Origin of the sequence: Rasiella sp. SM2506 (assembly GCF_050859505.1) — a bacterium.
Lineage (GTDB): Bacteria > Bacteroidota > Bacteroidia > Flavobacteriales > Flavobacteriaceae > Marinirhabdus.
This window is the reverse complement of sequence record NZ_CP193934.1, coordinates 2,661,159-2,677,098: the sequence shown is the minus strand read 5'-3', so window position 1 is coordinate 2,677,098 and position 15,940 is coordinate 2,661,159. Positions and strand designations below refer to the sequence as shown.

Sequence of the window (15,940 nt, the reverse complement as noted above, 5' to 3'; positions counted from 1 at the left end):
AGGAAAAGCCAAGTATAAAATAGCCAACCACATTGTTGAAGCGGATAGACACCACCTAAACCTACATTGAATTATTCTCTTTGTATTTTAGCGTCTGCCTTAACCGTATGGATATGGCATTTTAAACGATATTAAAAAATTTAGTGTCTGGTTGAGCGCAGTCGAAACCTACCTTAAATTTAAATATCACTATCTTTAAATTTCCAGTATTATTTCACCTAGAGTTCCATCCTGTACTATAAAGCACCGGATTTAAAATCAGTAAACACTATATGGCAACTACATTTTCAGAATTAGGAATAGAAACCTCTTTAGTAGAAGGGTTGAGCGCATTAAGTATTAAAACTCCAACCAGCATCCAACAAAAGGTTATCCCTGTTCTGCTTAATCAAAAAGAAGATGTAGTAGCTTTAGCCAAAACTGGTACTGGTAAAACCGTGGCCTTTGGATTGCCGGTACTTCAAAATATCGATATAAAAAATCCAACTATCCAGGCAGTCGTTTTAGCCCCTACAAGAGAACTAGGGCAACAGATTTTTAAAAACTTAAGCGAGTTTGCAGCCTATAAACCTGAAATTTCCATAGCCTCAGTGTGTGGTGGCATTCCTATTAAGCCTCAAATAGAAAGACTTAAAGAAGACACCCATATTATTATCGCGACCCCGGGACGTTTAATAGATCTCTTGCAACGTGGAGCAGTAGAGATAAAAAACACAAAGTATCTGGTGCTTGATGAAGCAGATGAAATGGTCACAGTCCTGAAAGATGGAATAGACACCATTGTGAAATCACTTCCCAAAACCAGAAGAACCTTGCTCTTTACCGCTACTATGCCAGGCACTATCAAGCAATTGGTGCAGAACTATCTCTCCAAACATGTTATCCATGTAGAAGCAGATATGGAAACAGTAGGGCATCAAGGAATAGACCACCAATATGTTGTCGTAGAACCGGAAGAAAAATTGGATGTTTTATTACACTTCTTAAACACAAAAGCAGGGAAACGCGGCATTATATTCTGTAAAACAAAAGCAGCGGTTAATAAATTAGCAAAAAAGCTAGCCATGAATAAGTTTTCTTCGGGAGCCCTACACGGTAGCTTAACTCAGGGAATTAGAGACCGGGTGATGGGACAATTTCGGGAAGGACATATTACCCTTCTGGTGGCTACAGATCTTGCCTCGCGTGGGATTGACGTAAAAGAAATAGAATACGTAGTCCAATACCATTTTCCAGATACCTTTGAAACCTACGTACACAGAAGTGGGCGTACCGCTAGAGCAGGAGCGAAAGGGTTGTCGTTAAGTGTCATTCAGCAGGAAGAAGTAAAGGAGATTCCTAATCTGGAAAAAGAATTAGGCATACGTTTTTCTGAAATGCCTAAAGCAAATGCGCTGGCTATTGAAGAAAACAACGCCATCCTTTGGGCACGTAAAATTTTTAAATCGAAACCCAACAGAGAGGTTTCCGAAGACTTCAAAACAACTATTAAAACAATTTTCCACCATCTCACCAAGGAAGAACTCATCGAAAAGATGCTGGCAGACCACCTAAATCAAACTCCAAATAAAAACTAATACCTGGATATAACGTTCAAAGAATAGAGAGCAGACACTCCTGAATACTAACTACATACTACCAATTGATGGCAAACGATATAAAATCCCAAAAGCAAATTCTGGCAAAACTAGGCATTACAAACCTAAATCCTATGCAGGAAGAGGCACTCTTGGCGATTGCTTCGGCCCCAAATACAGTGTTGTTATCGCCAACGGGAACTGGTAAAACAGTTGCTTTCTTATTACCTACACTTAACGCACTAGACATCCATTGCGAAAATGTGCAACTCCTTATTTTAGTACCATCACGCGAGCTGGCTATACAAATAGAACAGGTAATACGAGAAATGGGCACGGGTTATAAAGCAAATGCAGTGTATGGAGGCAGACCATTTTCTAAAGATAAAATAGAGCTGTCTCACAATCCTGCCATCCTCATTGGCACACCTGGCCGTGTAGCAGACCATCTAAGACGTGAAACTTTTCCTGTGGAAGACATTACAACACTTGTCCTGGATGAATTTGATAAATCCCTGGAAATAGGTTTTGAAACCGAAATGCGCGAAATTATCCAGTACCTTCCAAAGATTCAGAAGCGCGTCTTAACGTCCGCAACACAAGGTGTGGAAATTCCAAAATTCGCTGGCGTAGTACATCCTTTAGTGATAGATTACCTGGAAAGTAAAATCTCAAAGCTTGCCATTAAAAAAGTACTGTCTCCGGAAAAAGATAAACTACAAACGCTGGTAAATCTATTACACCACATAGGCAACCAACCCGGTATTATCTTTTGCAATTTTAAAGATACCATACAGTTTGTAAGTGAATTTCTGGAAGACAACAACATTCCCCACGGTCTGTTTTATGGCGGATTAGAACAAATAGACCGGGAGCGGGCACTGATTAAATTCAGAAACGGGACACACCAGGTTATTATTGCAACAGACCTTGCCGCACGTGGCCTGGACATTCCAGAGCTCAATTTCATTATCCATTATCAATTACCACTTAAAGCCGAAGAATTTACCCACAGAAACGGTAGAACAGCCCGAATGAACTCCCAAGGCACCGCTTACGTACTCCAATGGGAAAAGGAACACACCCCAGATTTTATTACTACAACCGACGTCGTAAAACTCAAAGACAAGCAAACTGCAATTCAACCCCAGTGGGCAACGCTATTTATTTCGGGCGGCCGGAAAGATAAAATTTCAAAAGGAGATCTGGCAGGTTTGTTTTTTAAACAGGGGAACTTAAAGGGTGATGAAGTAGGGGTTATCGAACTAAAACAAGACTGTGCCTTTGTAGCCGTACCCAAACATAAAGCGGAGAGTGTTATTGAAAAAACGAATAACACACGGTTAAAAAAGAAAAAGGTTCGGGTTACATTGATGTAATTTTATAGAAACTTATCTTATGTAATGCCCTTCCGTACTCCATTTTTTTTTCGAAAAATTATTGGTGCAAAATCTATTAGACGAGCGATGCCATATGAGCTGGAATTTTCAAATCTTGCTCATTACGACACAAGCAATGTCCTGCTATCAAAAACATAGCATTAATTTTTCTGGATAGCTATTTTCAAATCTGTAGTATTTTTGAAGAGCTATAAAACTACTATTTTTAAATTGCTATATTTGAATACCTAACACTGTAAGCAATGAAAAAAATAGTACTTCTTTTAATTTTGATGCTCTCTATCGCATCGTGTAAAAATGAAACATCAACAACTGCCGTAGTCGAAAACGAAACCCGGGAACCCGTGGTTTTTGATGGAATCGATCCCGCTATAAAACCGGGTGATAATTTTTACAATCACGTCAATAAAAATTGGTATGATACCGCTGTAATTGCAGATGACCAAGTGGGAGTAGGGGCATACCGATTTTTAAACATTCCGCAACAAAAATTATTAGAGAACATCCTAGAGGAGGTTTCTCAAAATGAACATCCGGCAGGAAGTACAGAACAACTTGTGGGAGATTTTTACGCCTCTGGTATGGATACCGTGAGCATTAACAAACGTGGGATCACACCCATCCAACCCATATTAGACCGTATTGAGGCAATTAAAGATGTGCCTGCAATACTTGAGTTTGTTGCTACACAAATAACATCTGGAGACTATTCAATGATCACTCCGTACATTTCGCCAGATCAGGAAAATAGTGCGTTAAATATTTTACACCTATCTCAAACGGGTTTAGGGCTGCCGGATCGTGATTATTATTTTGACGCTACTCCATCGGTCATTGAAATTCAAAAAGCCTATAGAACGTATCTAACTTCATTATTTGAACTTACAGGAGAGGAAAATGCTGCAAAAAAAGCCAACACTGTTTACAACATAGAAAAGCAATTGGCAGCAGCTCACAAGACCCGTATTGAGCGTCGTGTGATTAAGGATAATTACAACAAAGTAGCTGTTTCAGATTTAGATAAAAACCACGCAAATATTAATTGGACTACCCTTTTTAAACAAATAGGAGCGAAGGTAGATTCATTGGATATGCGTCAGCCTGCTTATTATAACACCCTAAATAAAATGCTACCTTCAGTTCCTCTGGAGGATTGGAAACTATACTTAAAGGCAAACTCAATAAGCTCAAACGACGCTATTTTGAGCAAACCATTTCAGGATGCCTCTTTTGCATATACTAAAATATTGTCTGGTCAAGGCGAACAACAATCTAGATCTAAGCAAATGGTTCGTCGTATAGACCAGCAAATCGGTTTTGAGTTGGGACAATTATATGTAAAGAAATACTTTAACGAAGATGCCAAAAAGCGCGCTTTAGATTTGGTAAATAATTTTCAGAAAACATTAGAGAAGCGAATCGATAACTTAGATTGGATGAGCGACAGCACAAAAGTGAAGGCAAAAGAAAAACTGTTTGCCATTAAGAAAAAAATTGGGTATCCGGATGTTTGGCATACCTATAATGTGACCATTTCTAAAACCGATTTTTTTGAGAATGTTATTGCACTTCGCAAAAGTGAATTTGAGTACGAATTAAGTCAGCTTAATAAAGCACCCAACCGAGATGCGTGGCACACCACACCATCTACCGTAACTGCCTATTATAATCCTTCGTTAAACGAAATTGTATTTCCTGCCGGAATCTTACAAGCACCGTATTTTGATCTATACGCAGATGACGCAGTTAATTATGGTGGAATAGGAATGGTAATAGGACACGAATTTACACACGCTTTCGACGATCAGGGAGCTCAATATGATAAGGAAGGAAATGTGACCGATTGGTGGACAGCAGAAGATTACACCAAGTTTAAGGCAAAAACACAACAAATCATAGATCAGTATAGTGCTTTTACAGTGTTGGATAGTGTTCCTTTAAAAGGAGCGCTTACCGTAGGAGAAAATACGGCAGACAACGGCGGTATCGCAATTGCTTTTGATGCTTTTAAAATGACAGAACAAGGGAAAGGAAATACGGAGATTGGTGGATTTACACCAAACCAGCGTTTCTTTTTGTCAATTGCTCGTATATGGCGTGTAAAAATGCGTGACGAATTTTTACGTAATTATGTAACAACAGATCCGCATTCTCCACCCATGTGGCGCGTAAATGGCCCCTTAATGAATTTCACACCATTTTATGAGGCATTTGAAGTAAAGGAAGGCGAAGCTAATTATAGAACCGAAGAAGAGCGCGTTAAGATCTGGTAATCCGTTTTGGTTACGAACGCAGCATCCTTTGTAAGTTCCGGAAATAATATAACATGAAATATGCCTATGCTATTTAAACGTGCTCTTTTTTTACTTGTACTACTTTGTTCAATGCAAAGTATTGGTCAGGAAAATACTACTTCTCTTGTATTTTGGAACACCTTAAAATCTCACTGTGGAAATGCGTATGCAGGAACTTTAGAAATTCCAGAAGAAGATGAGGCCTTTGGAGGAAAAAAACTGGTGATGCACCTAAGATCTTGTACAGAGAATGAAATAAAAATTCCATTTTATGTGGGAGATGATAAATCGAGGACTTGGATAGTATCCTTCAAGGACGGAATTATTTCCTTAAAACACGATCATCGTCATAAAGATGGAACGATGGATGCGGTTAATTTTTATGGAGGCACTGCTTCAAATCAAGGAAAAGCAACGATTCAGTTTTTTCCTGCAGATCCTCATACACAAAAACTTATACCAGAGGCAGCAACAAATGTTTGGTGGATCACTTTAAACGATACCACCTTCACGTATAATTTACGTCGTTTAGGAACAGAACGCGTTTTTAAAGTAGTCATGAACCTTACAACACCCATCGAAACTCCAGAAGCTCCCTGGGGTTGGGAAGAATAATTTTTTAATACTCCAACCACTTTATCATTCAACTTTTATAAGTAATCCTATATGCTTCTTCTGGCCGTAGAAATAAAATTTCAAAAGTAAGTATTGCAAGGCTTCTTTTTATATAAGGAGAACAACGCAGATCTCACTATGATACGCCAGATTTAATTTTTTTATATATCCTTCTGTACAGAGTATAATTATGTAAGCTAAAAAAACAGTTTTTGCTTTTTTCAAAAAACTTCTAACACAAATAACCTATTACTTCATTAGTTTGTTAATGGTTTTATAATATGCTTCGCTATGCCAATTTGTTATAGTACTTTAATGTTTTAATTACAGGAAACACTACACTATCCTCTTTCAAAACAAAAAAACAATGGCTAAGAAATCAAAAAAAACTTCAGAAGAAACCCAAAAAATTAAGGATTTAGAGCAGTACAGGGTCAGTTCAGAAAATAAAGTAATGACCACCAACCAAGGTCTCAAAGTAAACGACACCAACAATTCTCTAAAATCCGGAGAAAGAGGTTCCACGTTGTTAGAAGATTTTCTATTACGCGAAAAAATTACACATTTCGACCACGAGCGCATTCCAGAACGTATTGTACACGCCAGAGGAAGTGGTGCCCACGGTTATTTTGAATTGTACGATAGTATTAAAAAGTACAGCAAGGCTGGAATATTTACAGATACGGCAAGAAAGACACCCGTCTTTGTTCGTTTTTCTACCGTAGCAGGATCTAAGGGTTCTCCGGATTTGGCTAGGGATGTTCGCGGGTTTGCAGTAAAATTTTATACAGAAGAAGGCACCTGGGACTTGGTAGGTAATAACATGCCTATCTTTTTTATTCAGGATGCCATGAAATTTCCAGACTTAGTTCATTCAGTAAAACCTGAACCTAATAATGAAATACCCCAAGCAGCTTCTGCACACGATACGTTTTACGATTTTATATCACGTACTACGGAAACTTTACACAATCACATCTGGGCCATGAGCGACCGTGCCATACCACGTAGTTTGCGAATGATGGAAGGCTTCGGAATTCATACCTTCAGACTTATAAATGATAAAGGCGAATCGCATTTTGTAAAATTTCACTGGAAACCTACTTTGGGTGTGCATTCGGTAACCTGGGAAGAAGCCGTAAAAATTAACGGTGCAGATGCAGATTTTCACCGTCGCGATTTATGGGAAGCTATTGACGCAGGACATTTTCCAGAATGGGAGTTGGGTATACAGGTAGTACCACAAGCTGATGAGCATAAATTTGAATTTGATTTATTAGATCCTACTAAGTTAATACCAGAGGAAATGGTCCCTGTTCAAATCATTGGTAAAATGACTTTAAATCGAAATCCAGATAACTTCTTCGCAGAAACAGAGCAAGTAGCATTTTTACCCGGACATATTGTCCCTGGAATAGATTTTACAAACGATCCGCTTTTACAAGGACGTCTGTTTTCATATAGAGACACTCAACTGTCCCGATTAGGAACTCCAAATTTTCATCAAATTCCTATCAATAAACCAATTGTACCAGTCCATAACAATCAGCGAGACGGGCATATGCAAATGGACATTCCTAAAGGACAAGGAGCCTATTTTCCAAATTCGCTCATGGGAAGTTGCCCGCATTTAGCAAAAATGGCCGAAGGTGGTTTTACACATTACGAAGAGCGAATTGATGCTAAGAAAATTCGAGGTCGTAGCGAAAGTTTTAGTGACCACTTTTCACAGCCAGCTTTATTCTATAGAAGTCTAGCCGACTGGGAAAAAGAACACGTTGCCGGAGCGTATTCCTTTGAACTGGGTAAATGTACCCACAAAGAGATAAAAGAACGCATGCTATATATGATTGCACAAATTGATACAGATCTTGCGAAGACCGTAGGAAAAAACTTGGGGATGAAAGTCCCAAAAAGTGTTGAGGAACCTATCAACCAAGCGATTGGCGCAGATGCAGATGGAAAGAAACAACAACCTGGTAAAAAGAAAAACTACTTGGAATCTGATCCAGCATTAAGCCAGGCCAATACAAAATTCGACAGTATTGCAACCCGACAAATAGCCGTATTGGCTGCAGATGGCTTTGATATGAAAGCCTACAAAAAAATGAAAACCGCTCTTGAAAAAGAAGGAGCTATGGTGAAATTAATTGCACCTCACGGAGGTTCTATTAAGTGTGATACAGACATGGAACATGAAGTAGATGCAGCCATCAGCACCACCGAAAGTGTATTGTTTGACGCGGTTTATATTCCTGGCGGTGAAAAAGCTATAAAAGCGTTGAAAAAAGAAGGAAAGTATATCAAATTTATCAACGAAGCCTTTAAACATTGCAAAGCTATTGCAGTAGATGGTGACGGAGAATCCTTATTAGACAGCACCTTTGTAAAAGATCATAAAAAAGATACTGCCATTCATATTAACGGTGCGCCAAAGAACTTTATCAATAGCATCGCCCAGCACCGTAACTGGGACAGGAGAGCGGTAGCTGAACAAGTTCCCGTATAAAAAGTGGTATAAAATAATTTTCCCTGCATCTACTATTGTATTTTTTTTAAGGTAAGTGTAGGGAATTTTTTTTGCAATTAGGATGCTATTACAAGCTACAAATTGGACTATTGTAGAGAGGTAGTCATCCCAATCAAAACGTTCTATCAAATTGATTTTCAATTATTTATTATGTTTATTGAACAACCCGCACATATTTAGGCTATCTTTACAAGGTTACTTATTTAGACAGCTCTTCTTTTTTTATTTCTTACCACATAATCAATCTTTTGCTTTCTTCAAGTTTTTATAGACGTAGTTCAGTCCTATAAGCTGATACGTTTCAATACTTACATAGTATAGCTTAGCAGTACCCGTCGCGTAAACTGCGGCAAAACACAATTTTAATATAATAACACAGAAATAATGATAAGACAATTTATAAATAAATTAATGAATACTAATAAAATAACAGTTATGAAAGAAGGAACCGTAAAGTTTTTCAATAATGCCAAAGGGTTTGGTTTTATTACCATAAAAGATTCTGAAGAAGAAATCTTTGTACATTCTACAAACCTTGTAGATCAAATTAGAGAAGATGATAAAGTAACCTTCGACGTAGAAAAAGGTGAAAAAGGCTTAAGCGCCGTAAAAGTGCGTTTGGCTTAATATAGGCAGCTTTAAGTCGCTTTAAAATAAGTTAAAAGTTTTTAAGTATTAAATCAATCCAGCGAAGCTACCTTCGCTGGATTTTTTGTTATGCAATTGAAAGGTAATCGTTTATTTTTATAACATTATTCAAGAATGCGCTTCTGTACCGTACCATCGTCTTTAAGAACTACCATTTGTGGGATATTGCTGGCGTCTACATAAATTTTAATTCTATCATTTACAAATTCGTCCTTTAAAACAATCCAATAGAAGCGCGAGGGAGAAGCCGAATTAGCTACACTAGATATAGATCATAAATTGTTCTCATTGCCCTGGAGGCATATTCAATTTTTTAACGATGGCAGACGATGCATTATCTGCATACATTCCATAGGCGTTTACTACGATTCCTTTCAAATTATCTTTATTCGAGGAAATCGCATACACAATCATTTCATCTCCCGGGTCGCTGTCGCCTTCAAACCTATAAAATTGGTCAATTTCGAAATCATCTGGGGATAATTCTGTGGCGGTTAAGTGGCAAATAAGACATTCTTTTTCGGTTAAAATTGAAAAATCAATAGTATACCCAAGCTTTCTAAGGTCGGCCATCGCTTCGGTAACGGTATCGTAACTTTTTCTTTCCATAGCTTTTGCTTTTTTAAATTGCTCTCAACTTCATTACAGTTTCTTTTACTAAGGTACGCTATAAATATTTCTTTTTGAATACATAGTTTTTTCAGCAACAAAAAACCAGTAACCCTAAAACAAAAAAGGTTGCCCACTACGGACAACCTTTTTGGTAAGTGAAGAGATACTATTTCAAATTTTCTAATAGCTTTTCAGCAACCAGCTCCGATGACGCCGGATTCTGACCCGTAATTAAATTACCATCCTGGATTGCATACGCTGCCCAGTCCTCTTTTTTAGAGTAAATACCTCCATTTGCTTGTAGCATATCTTCAACCAAAAATGGCACAACGTCTGTAAGACCAACTGCTTGTTCTTCAGAATTTGTAAATCCGGTAACTTTTTTACCTTTAACTAAGGCATTTCCATTGCCATCAGTTACGTTTTTAAGAGCTGCTGGCGCGTGGCATACAAATGCTACGGGCTTATTCTGGCTGTTAAACTTTTCTATTAAAGCAATAGAAAAAGCGTCTGTTGCTAAATCCCATAACGGTCCGTGACCTCCTGGATAGAACACCGCGTCAAAATCGTCTGGATTCATATCGGCTAATACCTTTGTGTTCGCAATTCTAGCTTGTGCTTCCGCATCTTTATCATAGCGCTTAGTTGCTTCTGTTGCAGCATCTTCCGTATCGCTACTTGGATCAATAGGTGCAGCACCTCCTTTTGGGGTAGCAATGGTAATGTGTACGCCTTTATCTAATAAAGTGTAGTATGGGTTTGCAAATTCTTCAACCCAAAATCCTGTTTTCTTTCCGGTATCTCCTAATTTATCGTGAGATGTTAATACAAATAATACGTTCATTTCTTTTTCTTTTTTTAATTCTGTTTTTTCTTCTGAAACTTTTTCAGAAGGTACTTTCGTCTTTGTGTTTGTACAGCTTGATGCTGTAATTACTGTGAGTAGTATTGCTACTAGTGGTGTAATTTTCATATGCTTGGTAATTATAATCGTAGGTGTTGTTTTCTAGTTTAGTACCGTTACAAAATCTTTCATAGGTTTTCTCACCTTTTCCAGATTCACTAACCAGTCTTCGTCTTCTTGTCTATACCCTAACGGTAGGAGCACAGCACTACGTAACCCTTTTTCTCGCAATCCTAAAATCTTATCTACAGCTACAGGGTCAAAACCTTCCATAGGTGTTGCATCTACACCTTCGAAAGCGGCAGCTATAAGCGCTTGTGAAAAGCCGATATACGCTTGCTTCGCGGCGTGCTGAAAATTTTCTTCTGCATCTTTCTGTGGATACGATTTAAGAAGTTGTTGTCTGTAATTTTCCCATCCTTCGTTTTTAAACCCACGAATCTCATTGGTTAAATCGAACATATAATTAATCCGATCTGCCGTATACGTATCCCAGGCCGCAAATACGAGGAGGTGAGAACATTCAGTTACTACTGACTGATTCCAAGCGACAGGTCTAATTTTTTCTTTAATATCCTGGTTTTTAACTACAATAATTTCGAAAGGTTGTAATCCGCTAGAGGTAGGAGCTAAACGCGCAGCTTCTAGTATGCGTTCTATTTTATCTTCAGCTACCGTTTCTCCGTTCATTGCTTTGGCAGCGTATCTCCACTTTAATTTATCTAATAATTCCATATTCAATTTTTGTTATTTATATCTAATTTGTTTTAAACTTTAATACTGTTCCAGGCCGCCAGATAGGCTTCTTCCATATGAGTTGTATCCAACTGAAAAGCACCCCGATTTTGAGCCATCAATAAAAACGACAACGGATTAATACTATACGCATACAACAGATAATCTGATAAAGGCTTTATAATTCCTTCTTCTTTCCCGCGTGCCCAAAGGTCGAGTAGGGGCTGTAAGTGCTTTATACCTTCCTGTCTGCTGGGCTCATCAATCATAGGTGTATTATCACATTGGGCCAAGAACATCGCATTTTCACATTCTTTCAGCTTAAAATCGGCAATACGATGCCAGATCAATTTAAAACCAGCTTCCACCGTCATATTTCCTTTATAGGTAGCAAAGGCATAGTTGGTATAATCCGCTTTAACTTCAATGTAGGTTTTGTTGACTAAATCCTGCTTGTTTTCAAAATATAAGTAGATAGTAGCAGGGGAGACGTTGGCCATTTTAGCAATTTTACTCATAGATGTTGCGTGGAAACCATTGTTGTTTACCAACTCAATAGTTGCCTTTATTAATGCGTTCCGTTTGTCTATGCTTTTCTGAAGGGTAGCCATATGATGTTCATTTGAAAGTACAAAGATAAACACAAAAATGAACGTTCATTCTTTTTTAACAAACATTTATTTATATTATATTTTCATTACTTAAATTCAGTGAACATGATATGAAATTTTAAAGCTTATAAATACTTACAAATAGTTCGGAAATGGTAGAATATAAAGTATAAAGCAAGAAAATAGATAGAATGTAAGGTTCTGTTAACTATATCACAACAAAATCTTTGATTACAACTAATAAAATGCATTAAACGTTAAATTACCTACAATTAGATGCTAAGTATCTGAATTATAAGGTATTTTGTTAGTTATAGAAGCATTTGTTACACCTTTATACTACTGGTTGGGGTATATTGCCTTATTATTAACAAATAGAGGTTAGTTTTCAGCTTCAAGAAAATATTATGGAAATTTTTAAGGGGAAAATACGAGCTCATAAGAGCATAGATATGGAAAGATTTCTACCGCATTTGCATTATTTACACACACCAAAAAGCAGCAATTGCAAATTTGCATTACCATAAGTAAACTTCTAGTCTTTAAACTGTTCTTCAACATCATTGAGCACATTACTAAAAATGATTGTCGATGAGCTGTTCTAACAAAAAAATGTACTACATAATATGGATTGATAGTTTTTCCATAAGATTGCTACAGTACATCTTTGTAAACTAATTTTCATATAAAATAATAAGTGAAATAGGATTATATACGCTTACGTATGTAACTCCCAAATCATTTCAAAACGTTTTTTTGAGTATACATCTTACTCAGAACAAATCAATAGTATTCAATTATCAATAATAAAAACAGTGAATGGGGATGCCGTATGTCAATTTTAAAATAATAGACAACAAACTGCGCACCCCTATAAACACTCTACTATACATATGAGCAATCAGGATAAATCCAAAGAAGAAATTCGGGATGAGTTGAAGGAATTACAGCAGGAATTTTTAAGTTCCATAAAAGATATTGACGACAAAAAGCGTACTCAATTGGAGCAAGAATTAATGCTAGCGATTCAAGGGGTTTCTTTGCAAAATGAAGAGAAAGCCAAAAGAGCCGCCGAATTAATAATCGCAAATCTGGAACTTAAATTCTTAAATGAAGAAAAAGCTAAACGTGCAGCAGAGTTGGTGATTGCAAATATTGAACTTGTTTTTCAAAACAACGAGAAGTCTAAGCGTGCAGCCGAATTGATTATTGCCAATAAAGAACTTGTCTTTCAAAATGATGAGAAGGCCAAACGCGCAGCCGAGTTAGTGATTGCAAATATTGAATTGGTCTTTCAAAATAAAGAGAAAGAAAAACGTGCCTCCGAATTGATTATAGCCAACAAAGAGCTTGTCTTTCAAAATAAAGAAAAAGCGAGGCGCGCAGCAGAGTTGGGCGTTGCTAACAAAGAGTTACTCTTTCAGAACGAAGAAAAGGAAAAACGTGCTGCCGAGTTAGTGATTGCAAATATTGAATTGGTCTTTCAAAATAAAGAAAAGTCCAAGCGTGCCTCCGAGTTGGTTGTCGCCAATAAAGAGCTTCTCTATCAAAATGAAGAAAAAGCGAAACGCGCAGCAGAGTTAAGTATTGCTAACAAAGAATTGCTTTTTCAAAATGGAGAAAAAGAAAAACGTGCCGCAGAATTAGTGCAGGCAAAAGAAAAAGCAGAAAATAGCGACTCGTTAAAATCGGCGTTTTTGGCTAATATGAGTCACGAGATACGCACTCCTATGAATGGTATTCTTGGTTTTGTCGATTTGTTAAAGAAACCGGGACTTTCAGGAGAAATGCAGCAAGAGTATGTAGACATTATTAAAAAGAGTGGTGCTAGAATGCTTTCCACTATTAATGATATTGTTAGTATTTCCAAAATTGAATCGGGATTAATGGAACTTAACCTACATAAATCGAATATCAATGAGCAAATCGAATTCATCCATACCTTTTTTAAACCCGAAATTGAAGCTAAAGGAATATGTTTTGTGATTAAAAATTCGCTATCGGGTAAAGAGGCGTTTATTAAAACCGACAGTGAAAAAATCTATTCTATTCTTACCAATCTAGTAAAAAATGCTATTAAATATACTACAGAAGGAACCATTGAGTTGGGATATGTTGTGAGTATTGAAAGTGAACCAAGCGAATTAAAATTTTATGTAAAAGATACGGGAATTGGAATAGCAAAAGACAGACAAACAGCAATCTTTGAACGTTTTATACAGGCTAATGTTTCAGATAAAATGGCACATGAGGGAGCAGGACTTGGGTTGTCAATTTCTAAAGGATATGTAAAATTGCTTGGTGGTAAGATTTGGGTAGAAAGTGAAAAAGGAAACGGCTCAACATTTTATTTTACAGTACCATATGGAACAGCCCACCGAAAAAAACCCATGACTAAAACTATCAAGTTATCCAAAAAAGTTGAAACTGTTCTTGATCCTAAAGCCTATAGATTAAAAATTTTAGTTGCTGAGGACGATAAAATTTCATCCATACTTATATCAGCTCTGGTTAAAGAATATAGTACGACACTACTGCACGCGAAAACAGGGGGAGAAGCTGTAGAAATTTGTAGAAACAATGCTGATGTTGATTTAATCCTAATGGATATTCAAATGCCAATGATGAATGGATTTGAAGCAACCCGACAAATCCGTAAATTTAACAAAGACGTAATTATCATAGCGCAAACAGCATCGGTACTCTCTGGCGACAAAGAAAAGATACTGGAAAAAGGATGTAATGATTATATTTCGAAACCAATTAACAAAAATAAATTATTGACTCTATTGCAAAAATATTTCGATGCATCTAATGTAGCTTGAACTATAAAGAAAAACTCCTTCTAGTTACAGTGATTTTTTCATGTAAACTACTCATATTATTAAATGTTATCTTTATCAAAACACGGTGGAAGAAGAGGCTACGTATTGCTAATTTTGACAAATTTTTTAGCCCTAATCTTTAGAAGATACTAACTCCATTTATGAAATCCCACTCCACATTATATTCCATTCTAGACCTTGCATTGGTTTCTAAAAATCATACGCTGAAGCAAACCTATAACAGCGTACTCAAGTTGGCGCAACATGCCGAAACGTATGGATACACGCGTTATTGGTTGGCCGAACATCACAACGCTTCCAACATTGGGAGTAGTGCCACGTCGGTATTAATTGGTTATGTTGCCGAAGGTACCAAAACACTTCGCATAGGTTCAGGGGGCATTATGCTTCCAAACCATTCTCCATTAATCATTGCCGAACAATTTGGCACGCTGGGATCTTTATACCCCAATCGAATTGATCTGGGTTTGGGAAGAGCACCAGGAACCGACAGAGAAACAGCACAAGCCATACGTTCCGATTTTATGCAAGCCGCGCATTCGTTTCCTGCGGAATTGGAAAAGATACAAACCTACTTTTCTGCAGCAAATGCAACGGCGAAAGTACGTGCCACCGTAGCAGAAGGGGTGGAAGTACCCATCTATATTTTAGGTTCCAGTACCGATAGCGCGCATCTGGCCGCAAAAAAAGGATTGCCCTATGCCTTTGCGAGCCACTTCGCCACAACTCATTTATGGGACGCCATCGCTATTTATCGGGAAGAGTTTCAACCTTCAGCAACATTAAAAAAGCCGTATGTAATGGCTGGAGTCAACATTATTATAGCCGATACAGATGAAGAAGCCGAGCGCTTGTCCACATCTTTAATCCGAATGATCGTGGGGATCTTTACGGGGAAGCGTGACTATGTACAACCGCCAACAGCCATGACCCAAGAATATAAGGAGCTATTGCAACACCCACAAGTACACCAAATGCTGAAGTATTCGTTTGTAGGCAGTAAAGCCACCGTAAAGGCGCAGGTAAAAGAGTTTATGGAGCAAACCAAAGCAGACGAATTGATTGCCGTCACCAATATTTATGATGTAAAAGATAGAATCCGATCGTATGAATTGTTTTCAGAAATCATGAAAGAGTTGCAGTAAAATTTTTCCGTCACGGAGCATAA

Annotated in this window: 12 protein-coding genes; 8 read left to right on the top strand and 4 right to left on the bottom strand. The window is 37.5% G+C overall.

Translation table 11 applies throughout. The annotated features are described in order from the left end of the window. Positions 1–272: 272 nt before the first annotated feature. From ACQ2HF_RS12135 to ACQ2HF_RS12110, 6 genes are all read left to right on the top strand, one after another. Positions 273–1,577, top strand: coding sequence for a DEAD/DEAH box helicase (locus ACQ2HF_RS12135; protein WP_432410684.1), 1,305 nt, complete (start codon positions 273–275; stop codon positions 1,575–1,577). Positions 1,578–1,645: 68 nt separating this feature from the next. Next, the gene (locus ACQ2HF_RS12130; RefSeq protein ID WP_432410683.1) at positions 1,646–2,956 is read left to right on the top strand and encodes a DEAD/DEAH box helicase; all 1,311 of its coding nucleotides are present in this window, start codon (positions 1,646–1,648) and stop codon (positions 2,954–2,956) included. Between the two features lie 263 nt (positions 2,957–3,219). Beyond that, positions 3,220–5,250, top strand: coding sequence for a M13 family metallopeptidase (locus ACQ2HF_RS12125; RefSeq protein WP_432410682.1), 2,031 nt, complete (start codon positions 3,220–3,222; stop codon positions 5,248–5,250). 60 nt (positions 5,251–5,310) lie between these two features. Continuing rightward, complete coding sequence (locus ACQ2HF_RS12120; protein ID WP_432410681.1) at positions 5,311–5,886, top strand: hypothetical protein; 576 nt, start codon at positions 5,311–5,313, stop codon at positions 5,884–5,886. A gap of 367 nt (positions 5,887–6,253) precedes the next feature. Next, positions 6,254–8,395: a catalase gene (locus ACQ2HF_RS12115; protein WP_432410680.1), complete on the top strand. Its 2,142-nt coding sequence runs from the start codon at positions 6,254–6,256 to the stop codon at positions 8,393–8,395. Positions 8,396–8,851: 456 nt separating this feature from the next. Then, positions 8,852–9,043 carry a cold-shock protein gene (locus ACQ2HF_RS12110; RefSeq protein ID WP_432410679.1) on the top strand — a complete coding sequence of 64 codons (192 nt, stop codon included), beginning with the start codon at positions 8,852–8,854 and terminating at the stop codon, positions 9,041–9,043. 306 nt (positions 9,044–9,349) lie between these two features. Here ACQ2HF_RS12110 and ACQ2HF_RS12105 read toward each other — a convergent pair whose 3' ends face one another. The 4 genes from ACQ2HF_RS12105 to ACQ2HF_RS12090 form a co-directional block, all read right to left on the bottom strand. After that, on the bottom strand, positions 9,350–9,673 hold the full coding sequence (locus tag ACQ2HF_RS12105; protein WP_432410678.1) for a phosphoribosylpyrophosphate synthetase: 324 nt from the start codon (positions 9,671–9,673) through the stop codon (positions 9,350–9,352). Between the two features lie 169 nt (positions 9,674–9,842). Further along, positions 9,843–10,649, bottom strand: coding sequence for a type 1 glutamine amidotransferase domain-containing protein (locus ACQ2HF_RS12100; RefSeq protein ID WP_432410677.1), 807 nt, complete (start codon positions 10,647–10,649; stop codon positions 9,843–9,845). 33 nt (positions 10,650–10,682) lie between these two features. Continuing rightward, positions 10,683–11,315 carry an NAD(P)H-dependent oxidoreductase gene (locus ACQ2HF_RS12095; RefSeq protein ID WP_432410676.1) on the bottom strand — a complete coding sequence of 211 codons (633 nt, stop codon included), beginning with the start codon at positions 11,313–11,315 and terminating at the stop codon, positions 10,683–10,685. Positions 11,316–11,347: 32 nt separating this feature from the next. Beyond that, on the bottom strand, positions 11,348–11,926 hold the full coding sequence (locus tag ACQ2HF_RS12090; protein WP_432410675.1) for a TetR/AcrR family transcriptional regulator: 579 nt from the start codon (positions 11,924–11,926) through the stop codon (positions 11,348–11,350). Between the two features lie 893 nt (positions 11,927–12,819). Between ACQ2HF_RS12090 and ACQ2HF_RS12085 the strand changes: the two genes are divergently transcribed. Both ACQ2HF_RS12085 and ACQ2HF_RS12080 read left to right on the top strand, forming a co-directional pair. Beyond that, positions 12,820–14,751 carry an ATP-binding protein gene (locus tag ACQ2HF_RS12085; RefSeq protein ID WP_432410674.1) on the top strand — a complete coding sequence of 644 codons (1,932 nt, stop codon included), beginning with the start codon at positions 12,820–12,822 and terminating at the stop codon, positions 14,749–14,751. Between the two features lie 161 nt (positions 14,752–14,912). Next, entirely contained in the window at positions 14,913–15,917 is a 1,005-nt protein-coding gene (locus ACQ2HF_RS12080; RefSeq protein WP_432410673.1) for an LLM class flavin-dependent oxidoreductase, read from the top strand. Positions 15,918–15,940: the final 23 nt, after the last annotated feature.

Coding starts and splice junctions, on each gene's coding strand:
- ACQ2HF_RS12110 (WP_432410679.1), top strand. CDS start 8,852: ATGAAAGAAGGAACCGTAAAGTTTTTCAATAATGCCAAAGGGTTTGGT.
- ACQ2HF_RS12105 (WP_432410678.1), bottom strand. CDS start 9,673: ATGGAAAGAAAAAGTTACGATACCGTTACCGAAGCGATGGCCGACCTT.
- ACQ2HF_RS12135 (WP_432410684.1), top strand. CDS start 273: ATGGCAACTACATTTTCAGAATTAGGAATAGAAACCTCTTTAGTAGAA.
- ACQ2HF_RS12120 (WP_432410681.1), top strand. CDS start 5,311: ATGCCTATGCTATTTAAACGTGCTCTTTTTTTACTTGTACTACTTTGT.
- ACQ2HF_RS12115 (WP_432410680.1), top strand. CDS start 6,254: ATGGCTAAGAAATCAAAAAAAACTTCAGAAGAAACCCAAAAAATTAAG.
- ACQ2HF_RS12130 (WP_432410683.1), top strand. CDS start 1,646: ATGGCAAACGATATAAAATCCCAAAAGCAAATTCTGGCAAAACTAGGC.
- ACQ2HF_RS12125 (WP_432410682.1), top strand. CDS start 3,220: ATGAAAAAAATAGTACTTCTTTTAATTTTGATGCTCTCTATCGCATCG.
- ACQ2HF_RS12085 (WP_432410674.1), top strand. CDS start 12,820: ATGAGCAATCAGGATAAATCCAAAGAAGAAATTCGGGATGAGTTGAAG.
- ACQ2HF_RS12080 (WP_432410673.1), top strand. CDS start 14,913: ATGAAATCCCACTCCACATTATATTCCATTCTAGACCTTGCATTGGTT.
- ACQ2HF_RS12090 (WP_432410675.1), bottom strand. CDS start 11,926: ATGGCTACCCTTCAGAAAAGCATAGACAAACGGAACGCATTAATAAAG.
- ACQ2HF_RS12095 (WP_432410676.1), bottom strand. CDS start 11,315: ATGGAATTATTAGATAAATTAAAGTGGAGATACGCTGCCAAAGCAATG.
- ACQ2HF_RS12100 (WP_432410677.1), bottom strand. CDS start 10,649: ATGAAAATTACACCACTAGTAGCAATACTACTCACAGTAATTACAGCA.